Source organism: Pantoea nemavictus (assembly GCF_037479095.1).
In the GTDB taxonomy this organism is placed as follows: Bacteria; Pseudomonadota; Gammaproteobacteria; order Enterobacterales; family Enterobacteriaceae; genus Pantoea; species Pantoea nemavictus.
Genome location: NZ_JBBGZW010000002.1, coordinates 196,932 through 210,445, shown reverse-complemented (window position 1 = coordinate 210,445; position 13,514 = coordinate 196,932). Strand labels below are relative to the sequence as shown.

At 56.6% G+C, this 13,514-nt stretch carries 13 protein-coding genes; 2 read left to right on the top strand and 11 right to left on the bottom strand.

Annotation, left to right across the window (positions count from 1 at the left end):
- Positions 1 to 10 precede the first annotated feature (10 nt).
- The 9 genes from WH298_RS20745 to WH298_RS20705 all read right to left on the bottom strand — a co-directional run bounded on the left by WH298_RS20745 (position 11) and on the right by WH298_RS20705 (position 8,933).
- The gene (locus WH298_RS20745) at positions 11 to 1,282 is read right to left on the bottom strand and encodes a hypothetical protein (protein WP_007893017.1); all 1,272 of its coding nucleotides are present in this window, start codon (positions 1,280 to 1,282) and stop codon (positions 11 to 13) included.
- Positions 1,283 to 1,310: 28 nt separating this feature from the next.
- On the bottom strand, positions 1,311 to 2,699 hold the full coding sequence (locus tag WH298_RS20740; RefSeq protein WP_180823878.1) for an FAD-binding oxidoreductase: 1,389 nt from the start codon (positions 2,697 to 2,699) through the stop codon (positions 1,311 to 1,313).
- Positions 2,700 to 2,840: 141 nt separating this feature from the next.
- Positions 2,841 to 3,641, bottom strand: a complete 801-nt coding sequence (locus WH298_RS20735) for an ABC transporter permease (RefSeq protein ID WP_007893014.1) — start codon at positions 3,639 to 3,641, stop codon at positions 2,841 to 2,843.
- Positions 3,638 to 4,471 (bottom strand): ABC transporter ATP-binding protein, encoded by an 834-nt coding sequence (locus WH298_RS20730; protein WP_180823877.1) that lies wholly within the window; start codon positions 4,469 to 4,471, stop codon positions 3,638 to 3,640. The genes WH298_RS20735 and WH298_RS20730 overlap by 4 nt, the downstream gene beginning before the upstream one ends.
- Positions 4,468 to 5,439, bottom strand: a complete 972-nt coding sequence (locus WH298_RS20725) for an ABC transporter substrate-binding protein (RefSeq protein ID WP_180823876.1) — start codon at positions 5,437 to 5,439, stop codon at positions 4,468 to 4,470. The genes WH298_RS20730 and WH298_RS20725 overlap by 4 nt, the downstream gene beginning before the upstream one ends.
- 9 nt (positions 5,440 to 5,448) lie before the next feature.
- Entirely contained in the window at positions 5,449 to 6,327 is an 879-nt protein-coding gene (locus tag WH298_RS20720) for a creatininase family protein (RefSeq protein WP_180823875.1), read from the bottom strand.
- Positions 6,328 to 6,341: 14 nt separating this feature from the next.
- Complete coding sequence (locus tag WH298_RS20715) at positions 6,342 to 6,797, bottom strand: RidA family protein (protein ID WP_180824287.1); 456 nt, start codon at positions 6,795 to 6,797, stop codon at positions 6,342 to 6,344.
- Positions 6,784 to 7,986 carry an amidohydrolase family protein gene (locus WH298_RS20710; protein ID WP_180823874.1) on the bottom strand — a complete coding sequence of 401 codons (1,203 nt, stop codon included), beginning with the start codon at positions 7,984 to 7,986 and terminating at the stop codon, positions 6,784 to 6,786. Before WH298_RS20710 ends, WH298_RS20715 begins: the two co-directional genes overlap by 14 nt.
- Positions 7,983 to 8,933: a PDR/VanB family oxidoreductase gene (locus WH298_RS20705; RefSeq protein ID WP_180823873.1), complete on the bottom strand. Its 951-nt coding sequence runs from the start codon at positions 8,931 to 8,933 to the stop codon at positions 7,983 to 7,985. Before WH298_RS20705 ends, WH298_RS20710 begins: the two co-directional genes overlap by 4 nt.
- A gap of 146 nt (positions 8,934 to 9,079) precedes the next feature.
- Here WH298_RS20705 and WH298_RS20700 point away from each other — a divergent pair, with 146 nt between their 5' ends.
- Entirely contained in the window at positions 9,080 to 10,000 is a 921-nt protein-coding gene (locus WH298_RS20700; RefSeq protein WP_007893002.1) for a LysR family transcriptional regulator, read from the top strand.
- A 166-nt stretch (positions 10,001 to 10,166) separates the two neighbouring features.
- Here the strand turns inward: WH298_RS20700 and WH298_RS20695 are convergent, their stop codons facing one another.
- Positions 10,167 to 11,519, bottom strand: a complete 1,353-nt coding sequence (locus tag WH298_RS20695; RefSeq protein ID WP_180823872.1) for a glycoside hydrolase family 10-like protein — start codon at positions 11,517 to 11,519, stop codon at positions 10,167 to 10,169.
- 185 nt (positions 11,520 to 11,704) lie between these two features.
- Between WH298_RS20695 and WH298_RS20690 the strand changes: the two genes are divergently transcribed.
- Positions 11,705 to 12,031, top strand: a complete 327-nt coding sequence (locus WH298_RS20690) for a hypothetical protein (RefSeq protein ID WP_007892999.1) — start codon at positions 11,705 to 11,707, stop codon at positions 12,029 to 12,031.
- A gap of 32 nt (positions 12,032 to 12,063) precedes the next feature.
- On the opposite strand, the gene gabP is transcribed toward WH298_RS20690, so the two are convergent.
- The gene (gene gabP / locus WH298_RS20685; protein ID WP_180823871.1) at positions 12,064 to 13,458 is read right to left on the bottom strand and encodes a GABA permease; all 1,395 of its coding nucleotides are present in this window, start codon (positions 13,456 to 13,458) and stop codon (positions 12,064 to 12,066) included.
- Between the last annotated feature and the right edge of the window lie 56 nt (positions 13,459 to 13,514).

The following is a 13,514-nucleotide window of genomic DNA, read 5'->3' as shown; positions in this document are numbered from 1 at the left end:
GGATATTACGTTAAAAATCGTATTGCAAACTTAAACGGTTTTGCCAGAAGTGACTATCGTACAGCGGTGACGTTTGCACCCCGGCGAAATCAGTCACACTCAATCCTTTTAGCACGCCGCTGAAGGCCCAGGTGAAATAGACCAGATATTCAGATTGATTAATACTGTCCGAAGCGGCTGAAGGTTTAAGATCCATAAATGAATATTGCGTACCCAGTGAAAGATTTTCATTCAGCACGTAATTCAGATTGGTGGAATAAGCATTGCCGCTACCTAAATCCTGGGTGCTGGTAAAGAACGGCTGGGCGAAATAGGGGCCGGATGACGTGTTATGCGCATACGGCACGACCAGCGAACCGTTGCCCCAGCTATTGGCACTGGCGGCGATGTGGTTATAACCCAGCTTCCAGCTCAGCGCTGGGGTAAAGCTTAGCGCCAGCTGTGCACCGTAAGAGGTGCTGTTCACTTCACCTGCTAACGCTTTGCCGTCGCTGGTGCCGCGCATAAATTGCAAGCCTACGTCCGGCTGGAATAGCGTTTGTTGCCACTGCAGATGGCTCTCACCGTACACCAGGCGTGAATAGTCGGCGTACTCTTCGTACCACAACTGACCCGCGAGCTTTTTATCATCCCACTGCGTACCGCGCCCGCCGCCAATCGCCCACATGCCGTTAGTGCGCTCATCAATATCGGTGTAGGCGGTGGTGTTGAGGAACTGATCGTCGCCCCAGGGCTTATAACGCCAGACTTTGGTGGCATGCAGATAATTGGTGCTGTCGCCGTAATTCGCATCCACGCCGCGGAACAGAATTGGCGTAATACGCCAGTCGTAGTCGCCGACAAAGGGAATATTGATGCGCTGATCGCCGGCAGTGATGTGGAAATCATCCTGCTGCCAGCTTAAATAGGCTTCACCGACGTTGGTCTGATTATCACCAATATCACTAATAGTATGTGCTTCATCGGGATGATCGATGCCGCGCAGGAATATCGCGCTGACACCCGCACGAAAACCATAGACCGGCGCCGTTTCATATTTCAGGCTGCCGCCATAGCTGGCGGTATCCTGATTGAACCCTTTGGCGAAATACGCATTATGCGTGGAGTAATAAAGCGTGCGTAAACTGCCGCTCACCGTGCCGCAGGTAAATATATCGCTAAAGCTATTTACCCCGCTGGCATCGTACTGACAATCGCTGATATTGCTCTGCGTGGCGGCGAATGCCGCCGGAGCCAGAGGGAAAAACAGCGCAGCCAATCCGACACATTTAAGTGTTTTCATTTGCACATCCCTAATTAAAATAAAATGATCAATTCACGCCCGGAATAGGCACATCCGGTAACGTGTCACGCACTTCCCAGCCGCGTAATTTGCCGGGATTTAATAAATTATGCGGGTCGCAGGCGCGTTTCATCGCCACCACATCGGCGCGCACCATGCCTTGCTTGCCATCTTCAATATGAATCACGTGCGGATTATTTATTTTCACGCCGTTAGCGCGGTAAATATCCATGATGGCGTTAAGACGATCTTCGTCGCTGTAGCGCACCAGCGGCAAACCGCTGCAGGTGATACTGCCGTTCATGTCGCGCAGGAATTCAATATGCGACATCACTTCATCGGAGAGTTGCGCTTCCAGCGCTACGGCTTGCTGCTGATAGTTCTCCGCCGTATAGGCGGTTTGCAGGTAAGTTAGCGTTTTATCAATTTTTAGCGCCTGGAGCGTGGTGTGGTTCCAGCAACATTCGATCAGCGAATGGCCGCTGTTTTCCCCCTCAGCGAAATGGAGGGCATTGCGGCCAGCGTGTTGGGCTACCAGCGCAGCTAGCAACCCATCGCTTTCGCTGCCGACCACTGCAATCACGCCGTGCTTGCCCGCCACATCAGCAGCGGCCAGATCGGTGAAGTAATCAAGAACCGGCGCAGCGAATACGGCAATCTGGCGTTTTACCATGCCGGGCGAGCGTGCTAACGCATCGGCGAAGGCCATCGCTGCCGGGAAGTCAGCGAAGAGGTCGAGACGCTCGATCCAGTCATGACGTGGCGCCAGCGCCAATTCAATCTCCAGCACGATGCCGTTGCTGCCATACGCATGATGCAGCAGCAATGCGTCCGGCGCTTGTAGGGTAATAATGCGCGGCGTCTCTTCCATGGTCATCAGCCGCACCGACAACACGTTACCCGGCGCGGCCAGCGGACCGTAGTTGATCGATCCAACACCGCCAAATCCACCACCAAATAAGCCGCCGAGCGTCGCCAGTTTCCAGGTGGAGGGCATGCAGCGCAGTTCCCAGCCGAGCGGACGCGTATGCGCTTCCAACTCGCCAAGGCGAATGCCCGCCTGCGCGCGCACCGTGCCGTGACCGACGGCGGTAACGGCGTTGAGCCGCGTCATATCGACCATCAATCCGCCGTTCAGCGGAATCAGCTGACCATAGTTGCCGGTACCGCCGCCGCGCAGGTTCAGCGGCACGCGCTGTTTGGCGCAGGCCGCGACGATTTGTGTGAGCTCCTGTTCATCACGCGGTCGCACCGCCAGTTCTGCAAACTTCTCTTCCAGCTGCGGTTTCAGCACCGGACTGAACCAGTGGAAATCACGCGACAGACGTTTAACCTTCGGCGCTTCTTTGATCCAGTCGAGTTCAGGCAACGCCGCGACCAGCGCCGCCAGTGCAGACTGGCGATCGGAATCAGACATGTTTTATTCCTATTGTTTATTAGGTTCTCGCGCCGCACCTGATGCATGCACATGTTCGTAGCGGCGCGATTTATCGCGCTGTTTCACACTCACCGTGCCAGCAATGCGCAATAAATTGCGCCGCTACGTTGGGTGCGACCATTAGCTGGGACTTAGCTCACTCTCATGCCATGCCGCCAGCACGCGGCGCGTCAGCCACGACATCAGTGCGAACAGCAGGAAGCCAGCCAGCGAAATCAGCAGCAGCGCGGCAAACATCAGCGGGATATTGAGCTGATAACCGGCCTGCAAAATCTGGTACGCCAGCCCGGTATCGGTGCCGCCGGTGCCGGCAACAAACTCCGCTACCACCGCGCCAATCAGCGACAAGCCGCTGGAGATCCGCAGCGCGCCGAAGAAGTAGGGCAGCGCGGAAGGAATGCGCAGGCGCAGCAGAATCTGCAGCCGCGAGGCGTGATTGAGGCGGAAATAGCTCAGCAAACCTGGCGACACGCTACGCAGACCTTGCGTGGTATTGGAAATTATTGGAAACACCGCCATCAGCGTGGCGCATACTACCAGCGACAGCGTAGTGTCTTTCACCCAAATGATGATCAGCGGGGCAATGGCGACGATCGGCGTTACCTGCAAAAACACGATATAGGGGAACAGCGCGGTCTCGATAAAGCGATTTTGCACCAGCAGAAACGCCACAATTGAGCCGATAATAATCGCCAGCACAAACGAGATGACGGTGATTTTCAGGGTGTAAAGCAGCGACATAAACAGCGTCGGGAAGTTTTGCACCAGGCTTTGCGCTACCACCAGCGGTGAAGGGACCAGGAACGTTGGCACCTTGAAGGTGGTGACCAGAAACTGCCACAGCAGCAGCATGGCGATGGCGACGATAGCCGGAAATAGCCACTGCTGAAATTGGCGATGTGCCGCTAGCGGTTTCATCATTGACTCTCCTTGCTCGCTGCCAACAGGCCGCGCTGCAGCTGTTGAGCATATTGGGTGAAGTGCTGGCTGACGCGGAATTCATCATCACGCGGCACACTACTTTCAATGCGGATGTCATCCACCACGCGTCCCGGCCGCGCCGCCATCATGATCACTCGCTGCGAGAGAAACACCGCTTCCTGAATCGAATGGGTGACGAACACCACGGTCAGCTTTTGCTCCTGCCATACATCGAGCAGATCGCTATCCAGCTTGTTGCGCGTAATCTCATCCAGCGCACCGAACGGTTCGTCCATCAACAGCACTTTGGGACGCGTCACCAGGCCGCGCGCAATCGATACGCGCATCTGCATGCCGCCGGAGAGCTCGCGCGGCAGCACGTGACCAAACTGGCCGAGACCAACCAGCTCAAGGATCTCACGCACGCGCGTATCGGCTTCGGCACGCGGTACACCGGCTAAATCGAGTGGCAGACGCACGTTTTTATGCACGTTGCTCCACGGCATTAGCGTAGCTTCCTGAAACACGAACGATAGCGGCAGATCGCGCTGATTTTCACGGCGATCGCGACGAAACAGCAGCAATTTGCCATCGGTCGGCTCAATCAGCCCGGCGATCATTTTCAGCAAGGTACTTTTGCCGCAGCCGGAGGGACCGAGCAGCGAGACAAATTCGCCCTGACGAATGGTGAGATCGACCGGCAGCAGCGCGCGCGTGCCGTTGGGATAGATTTTTTCTGCTGACAGCACCTCAATCGCCGGCGGCGCCGCAGAACGCGGCACCGCTTGCGCATCGTGATTCAGCAGCGTCAGATGGCTGGCGGTATTCATGGCAGAACCTTGACGTCTTGAATGAATTTAAGCGTGTAGCTGCCATCAAACGGTACTTTGGCCGGATCGATCAGCTTGGTATCGACCAGCAGTTGCCAGGTTTGCTTGAGACGCGCTTCAGTCATGATGCCGATACCGCCGGTTTGCGCATCGCCGCCGGTCAGCATCTGATATTTCTTCATCTGAGCGATGCCGAAAGCGATCTGTTCATCGCTCATTTGTGGGTTCTCTTTCTTGATCAGCACGTTACCGGCGCTGGGATCCTGCAGGTAATTCTTCCAGCCCTGCATCGAGGCCTTCACAAACGCCGCAACTGCGGCGGGACGTTTCTCAATCGTCGATTTCATGCACACGATGCTGTTGCCGTACGGTGGATAACCCCAATCGCTGATCGGATAAACATTAGCCTGCGCATTGGCCTTCTGCACCGCAAACGGTTCGGAGGTGATATAGCCTTGCTGCACCAGAGTTTTATCGGCGAGGAACGGCTGAATGCTGAAGGTATAAGGGCGCACGCGGGCATTTTTCAGGTCCAATGCACTCTGCGCCCACGGCCAATAGGAGGTGTAGGCTTCGGCGGCCAGCAGGAAGGTTTTGCCCTGCAGATCGGCCTGACTCTTCACGTCCGGATGGGTGAGAAACGCAATGGCCGAGTGCTGGAAGGTGGTCGCCACCGGCATCGCTTCCACGCCTTGCTGCCAGATCTCCAGCGCCTGCATGTTATCGCTGATGATGCAATCCGCCTGGCCCGCGGCCATCAGCTGCATGGTATGCACCTGCGGCCCCCCCATTTTAATGGTGACGTCGAGACCAGCATCACGATACAGATTCTGTGCCTGCGCCTGGTAGAAGCCGCCGTGCTCGGCCTGCGCATACCAGTTGGTCATAAAGGTGAATTTCTCAGCCGCCATGCTCGGGGCCGACAGGGCCAGCGCAAGTGCGGCAGCAATGCTTAATGTTTTTTTCATCAATATTCCCTAGCGCGGTTGTAAAAAGGCGGCTGCGTCGTTGTGGTCTAATACTTTGCCTTGCCACTGGCCGGTGCCCCACGCCGGTTCGGCGCGTGTCACCCACGTCATTTGATGCACTTCGGTAATCACCTGCGCCCAGCTTTGCGCCAGCGAGTCGAGGATCGCCGCGCCTTGCTCAGGCGTGGAGGGCAACGGATCGCCAATCACGCCGCTGGGACCGAAGTCGTAAGAAGCCCACGCTGCCATCGGTTTGTTGGTTGAGAGCGTTGGGCAGGGGAATGCCGGCGGATAGTTAGCCACCGCTTTGTCCATTTGCACGGTGTCGGGCGCCAGCGCCAGCATCAGCGCGGTTTCGGCGTGACCGGCGTGCATCGCCATTTGCCGCTCTTTGTCATCCATAAAACGCTCGGCGCAGTTCGGGACTTTGAAGGTGTCTTGCATGATGATGATCATGTCGCCGTGGCGCAGACGCAGCTCGCGCGCCGCCATCTGCAACGGCTGCGGTTGACCGCCGTGGCCGTTAACCATCAGGAATTTGCGGAAACCGGCGCGATAGAGTGATTCGCCAATCTCCAGAATGGTGTGCAGCAGGGTTTCGCCGGTCAGCGTCAGCGTGCCGGGAAAATGCAGATGTTCATCTGATTTGCCATAGGTGATGGGCGGGATGGCGTAAGCCGGGATCGCCGCCGGTAAACGCGCCAGCGCATGACCGACCACGCCCGAGGAGATCACGCTATCCACCGCGCACGGCAGGTGCGGGCCATGCTGCTCAATCGCGCCGGTTGGCAACACGATAACGGTGTTGGCTTTATCGTCCAGCGTGGCGATATCGGTCCAGCTCAGATACGGCAAAAAGCGGTTTGCCGGAATATAACCATGCAACATTTCAATTCCTCGTGTTATTGCGGCAACCACGCCGTGGCTTCAACTTCAATCAGTACGTCCGGGCTCGGCAGCATTTCACTCACCTGCACCACGGTAGAAACCGGCGGTGCATCAGGGAAAAACTGCTTACGCACCCGGCTGTAGTGGGGGAAATGGTCGAGATTGCGGAAATACTGCACCAGCTTGAAGACATCGCTCATCTGGCCGCCCGCGCTTTCGATGGTGGCGCGAATGCTCTCCAGCACGTACCAGCTTTGCGCCAGAATCGGCCCCTCTTTGATATCGGTGGAGAACTCACCGCTGCGACCCAGCAGCCGCTGCGCCGCTTCAGGAATGTCGTCGTAACCGCGCACGATGGTGGCAGTTTGCGGATTCACCGGGATAATGCCGGAGAGGAAAATGAAGTCGCCCGCGCGTCGCCACGCAGCATATTTCGCCAGCGGTTTTCCCGCTCCTTCACCAAGCGCCATCTGTTGTTTCTCCATAACGCACACCGTTTTTTAGCCGATAGCGCTGGCGTAGACGTAACGGCCAGCTCGCCACCTCGGCATCAGGAAATATCACTAAATCGTTGGCCTGCAGCGCGCTGCGTTGGCAGATCAGCGACGAGGCCTGATCAAACGCCGCGTCGAGTTGCAGACTGAGCAAACCGCTAAACAATGTATCAAGCGGGTCATAGCTGCCGAACGGGCAAAACGCGTCCTGCACGTTGTCGGCGCCGAGCAGCAGCGGCATGCCGCGCGCCTGCGCCTCTTTTACCAGCGTTAACCCGCGCTGACGCGGCGTGCGATCCGGCACCGCATCCTGTAACAGCAGATTGGTGAGCGGCAGCGCAATCAACGTGACCTTATGTTGAGCGAGCACATCGAGAATCTGCTCCGCATCCTCCTGCTGCGATAACGCACAGCTGTGGCTACAGGTGATCTGCCCGCTAAAGGGATGCTGCTGCAAATAGTGCGCCAGCCAGCGTAATCCTTGCGCTTGCGGGTTAAGTTCTTCATCAATATGCAGATCGACATCCAGCTGCCACAGCTCGGCGGCGTCCAGCAGATGCTGAAACGCCTGCGCATCCCAGTTGCTGCTGTGAATAAAACCGCCCAACAGCGCGCCCGGACCGCTGGTCGCCACCTGCGCGGCAATATGCTGTGCATCGCTGGCATCGGCGAAGAAGGTGAGGGGCGCCAGCGCCACGCGTTCGAGATTGCACAGCGGATGGTGCAGATCGCCAATCACTTGCCACGCTAATGGTGCATCAACCGAGAACCAGTCAATGTGCGTGCGCAGCAAACCAACACCGGCTTCCACCGCCCAGTGCAGCGCCTGCGTGGCGCGCTGCTGCAAATCTTCGACGTTCCAGTGCACACGGTCCTGATGCATCGCTGCAATCGCCGCCAGCAAGCCGGGCTGTTGCGCTGGACTGCGCTGAATTGTGAAAGTTTTATCCAGATGCGCATGCGGCTCGATAAAGGCCGGCAGCACTAGCGCGCCGTTGAGCGGCAGATATTCTGGATGTGGCTGATGGCTGGCAGGTTCGAACTGCAGACCCGCCGCGTGGAAATGTAAGGTGGCCAGCTGCGGTTGCTGGTTCGTCAGCGGCCAGTTTTCTGGCAGCAGCCAGCGGGGTAAACGCGCCCCGGTCGCTCCCGGATAACGGTTCATAGATCCAGCACCAGCAGTGGGGATCGTGCGCGTGAACAGCACAGCACGATGCAATTATTGGCCGCGCGCTCTTGCTGGCTCAGCACGTCATCGCGGTGATCCGGCTCGCCGGCTAATACGCCGGTAATACAGGCGCCGCACATGCCCTGTTCGCAGGAAAGTTCGATTTCAATGCCCGCCTCCTCAAGCACTTCCGCGATAGTTTGTTCTGCGCCGACGGCATAGCGTACGCCGGAAGAGGCGATTTCCACGGCAAACGCGCCGCCAGCCGTCACTGCCGCTGTGGGTTTGAAGCGTTCGCTGTGCAATTGATCGGCCTTCCAGCCTTGCTGCAACGCCCGCTGCTGCAACGCGTCCATAAAACCGGCCGGGCCGCAGGCGACCAGTACGCTGTTGTGCGGCTGCTTGAGATCGTCCGGGATGTGCTGGCGCAGGCTGTCACCTTCGCTGCTGTAGTGGACTACCAGCTGTGCGCCAAGCTGGTTGAGGCGTTCGCTAAATGCCAATTCATCGGCGCGTTTGAGATAAAGATGCAACGTGAAATCCGCCTGACGCGCCGCCAGCGCTTCGGCCATCACCAGCAGCGGGGTTAATCCGATACCCGCAGCAAACAGCAGCGTGCGCGGCGCGTGTGGCAGGGGAAAATGGTTGCGAGGTGCGGAGATCTGTAAGCTAGCGCCGCAGTCGACTTGCTGGTGCAGCCAGCGCGAGCCGCCGCTGGAGTTATCATCAAGACGCACGCAAATTTCGTAACGATCGGCCGTTGCCGCCGCTGCACAGAGTGAGTACTGGCGCGTACCGCAGTCGGGAATCACTACATCGATATGCGCACCGGGCGTGAAGGCCGGCAGCGGCTGGGCGTTGTCACTCGCCAGCGTGAATAACACATTGCCTGCACCGTTGACCTGCTTTGCGATGACGGTGACAGGGAAGTTGGTCGATTTCATAATCTGTCTGCCTGAACAGGGATGTCACCAGCGTTGCAGCTACGCAAACCCTTGTTTTTATCATGGCGACGATTATTATTTTGCCCATGTGTAAGCGTCCATCTGTTTAATTCGCATGATGCGTTGCAAAAAAGAGAGCACCCCTTATGTTCGCCTTCTCCCGATTTCTGCTTTATTTCACTGAGGTGGCCCGCCAGGGTTCACTGCGCAAGGCTTCTGAGGTGCTGCACGTCTCGGCATCGTCAATCGATCGACAGATATTGCGGGTGGAGGAGCAGCTGGATATGCCGCTGTTTGAGCGCCATCCATCAGGATTACGTATGACCGCCGCCGGTGAGATCCTGCTGAATGCAGCAAAAAACTGGCAGCGTGACTTTGGCCGCGTCTGTACACAACTGGACGATCTGCGCGGGTTGCGCCACGGTCATGTGCATATCGCCACCATCGATGCCATTAATCGCGGCTTCTTCTCCGCGATTTTGCAGCGCATTCGCGCCGACTATCCGGGCATCTCGTTCACGTTGACCACCATGAGCAACATTCATATTGCCAACGCGCTGACGGCGGGGGATGCGGATTTCGGCATCATGCTCAATCCGCAAAGCTCGCGCGAGCTGCTGGTGAAGTCGTTTGCTGATTTACGTCTGGGGATTGTAGTAAGTAGCCAACATCCGCTGGCTAATCTGGAATCAATTCGCTTTAGCCACTGTGAATCCTGGCCGTTTATCGTACCGGCGGCGCCACTGATGCTGGCCGATCCGCTGGACGCGTTGGTAAACAGTTCGGGGATTAAGATTAATGAAGTAGCGCGCACCAATAACATTCACATGCTGCGTTCGCTGGTGCGGGATGACGTGGGCATCAGCCTGATGTGCTGGCTGGATATCGTCGATGAATATCGGCGCGGTGAACTGAAGTTTATCCCGCTGATCGACACCGTGCTGAAACCCTTTACCTTATCGCTGTGCGTCGCGCCGCAGCGCCAGCTGTCCATTGCCGCCTCCATGATGCTGCGTGAACTGGAGTCGTTTTTTGCCTTGATGCAGAGTGAGGAGTTGCTGGCTTAACAAGCATATTGCGCGGTTTATGGCGTAATGGTTGTCAGTTAAGACATGAAAAACCTCATTACCGAGAGCACCCATTGTAGCGGCGCAATTTATTGCGCGATAAATCGCGCCGCTACAATGGGTGCGGTGATTTGATACGGTGCTTAACCAATCGTTATTATGCCATCTATGGCGACCGGCCCCAGCGACTTCTCAGATAATTCACCGCCTCCTGGGTTTGCGGCTGATTGAGGTAATTTTCGCGGAACAAAATGGTGCCGTTAATTTGCGGCAGCGATTCGTTGAGATCGAGCTGTTTTTTCAACTCCGGCACGCCGCCGTTGACCGTCCAGTCGGGTTCGCTTTTCGAGGCTTCGCCGATTTTATACAGCGCGACGCCAATATACAGGCGCGTGTGCGTCGGCTTCACCACCTCGGCCCACCAATTGGCCAGGACGTCGTAACGTGCTGCCTGGCGCGCGAACGGCCAGTAAAGCTGCGGCGCGATGTAATCGAGTAACCCCATTAGCACCCAGCGGCGCGTATCGGCATAGGCTTCGTCGTAAGCGGCCGCACCGCGCGTGTCGGAGCCCGCCGCATCATGGGAAAGATTGCGCCAAACGCCTGCTGGGCTGACGCCAAATTCAACGTTTGGATTGAGCTGCTTAATGGTGCGTGAAACCTGCTCAATCAATAACAAGGTATTGTTGCGCCGCCAGTCAGCCTTAGAGGCAAAGCCCTGACCATATTGGCGGAAAGTGGCGCTGTCGTTGAGCATCGAACCGGGCGTTTCGGTATAGAAATAGTCATCGAACTGCACGCCATCAATGGGGTAATGCGACACCACTTCTGCGACGATGCTGGTGATCCAGTCACGCGCCGCAGGAATGCCTGGATCGAGTACGAAGCGGTCGCTGGCGGTGCGGATCCAGTCGCGATGCAGCACATACACGCTAGCCGGCTGCAGCGCTAACGTATTGTTCAGCGCATTCATGGTGGAGGATTTGACATTGGTAGAGACGCGATAGGGATTAAACCACGCGTGCACCTTCATACCGCGTTGGTGCGCCTCATCGAGCATAAATTTCAGCGGATCGTAGCCGGGATCTGCACCGATTTTGCCAGTCAGCATATCGGACCACGGCAAAATGCTTGAACGCCACAGCGCGGTGCCGTCCGGTTTGACCTGAAAAAACACGGTATTGATGCCGAGGCTTTTCAGTTTATCCAGCTTGTCTGTCAACGCTTGTTGCTGCTGATGGATACGACTGGCCGGGCTGGCATTGACTGAATTAATCGGTGGCCAGTCGAGGCGCGAAACCGTGGTCAGCCACACGCCACGCACCGGTTCTTTGCTTAACGTGGGTTTAGTGGGCATCGGCGGCTTGTTGACCGTTGGTAAAGGCGTTACCAGCGATTTCGGCGGCGGCGAGGAGCAGCTGGCGAGAGAGAGGGCGACAGCAATAGCCAGCAACGCAGCGGATTTTTTGTTGGTGTTAACCCAGGGAAAACGATGTGAACAGGCTATGATAAACTCCATTTCTTGCAACTTTCTGTTCGAAGAGCCTCATTCTCTTATCATGCGAACTAAAGTCAATATAATCGCACCTCATCAATGCGATGTAATACATTGCCGATGAATCGCGCCGCTACAGATAGGTGCAATGACGTTGTAGCGGCGCAATTTATTGCGCGCAGCTAATTAATTCGAGGAACTCAAGACCTATGCAATACGAAGACCTTTATCGCCGTATCGGCCAGATCATCTTTAGCTGTGGCCCACAAGGTGCGCGGGAATTGATCGTCCAGGCCGAACTGTTTGCGGACGATGATGGCGGGCAATTTCAATTCGATTACATCGATGAAAACGGTGAGCCGGATTGGTTTGAACCGGATGCGCGGGCGATTGGCGATCTTTCGTTAGCGCTGAAAGACTTTCAGCAGTACTTCATTGATAACAACATGACCAACGGCTTGCCGGTGTGGCGAAAATGCGCCATTAACCTTAATGTGCTGGAAGAGTCGATCAGTATCGACGTGCAGTACGATTAAGTTCCACGGCATCCTTGCCCGGAATTCAGCGCTTATGAGCGCAACGCCACCATCTCCTCACTTTTACGCGCTACGCGTTTGCGCTGCACGATGCGACTGGCGGCCACCACCGCCAGCGTGAGCAGGCCGGTAGCAATAATCTCTGGTCGATGTTGCTGATTAAACAGCATGGCAATCAACACGCCGACGATGAATACCATCGTCGCCCACGTCAGGCCAGGGAACAACCACATGCGATAGCTGAGCATTTCGCCGCGCGCTTCGCGCTTTTTGCGCAGCACCAGATGCGAGGCGGCGATCACCAGATACACCAGCAAAGCGATGGCACCGGAACTGGCCAGCAGGAATTCAAACACCGCACTGGGCGCCAGATAGTTAGCGATCACCGCAAGGAAGGCCGCTGCCGTGGAAAGCAGCACCGCCACCCACGGCGTGCCGCTGCGCGTGGTACGTGACGCCATGGCGGGTGCATCCTGACGGCGTGACAGCGAGTAGATCATGCGCGACGCGGTATACAGCGCCGAATTGAGACAGCTACACACCGCAATCAACACCACCACATCAACGATCTGTTTGGCGTAAGGCACGTTCATCATTTGCATCGCCGTCTGGTAAGAACCGGCTTTCATCAGTGATGGCGTGTTCCACGGCACCAGCGCTACCACAATGAAAATCGACAGCAAATAGAACAGCGCAATACGCCAGATCACCGAGTTGGTTGCCTGAGTAATCTGCTTCTTCGGCTCGCGCGATTCCGCTGCGGCAATGGTGACGATCTCCGTGCCCATAAACGAGAACATCGTGGTGAGAATTGCCGCCAATACCGCGCTGATGCCGTTTGGCATAAAGCCATGCGTATCATACAGATGCGAAATGCCTTGCGTGCTGCTGCCGGGCATTAAACCGAATACCGCCAGGCTTCCCGCGCAGAGGAAAGCGACAATCGCCACGACTTTCAGCAGGGCAAACCAAAACTCGAACTCGCCATAATTTTTGACGCTGAACAGGTTGCTGATGGTGAGAAACGTGGTGATCGCCAGCGTGTATTCCCATACCGCAACCTGTGGAAACCACGAATGCAGAATGGTGCCTGCCGCGTTGGCCTCCAGCGGAATTACCAGCACCCAAAACCACCAGTAGAGCCAGCCGATGGTAAAACCGGCCCAACGCCCCAGCGATTTGTCGGCGTAAGTGGAGAAGGAGCCGGAATCCGGTGAGGCTACCGCCATCTCCGCCAGCATACGCATAATCAGCACGACCAGCGCACCGGCGGCAAGGTAGGCCAGCAGCACGGCGGGACCGGCCTCAGCGATGGCATGACCCGAACCGACAAACAGTCCGGCGCCGATAACGCCACCAATCGATAACATCCGCACGTGGCGTGGCTTCAGGCCTTGCGCCAAAACATCGGCATTCTTTGAACTCATCAATATTTCTCCAAAGCGTCTCTCAGGCAGCAGCAGTCGCCACCAGGTTACAACAG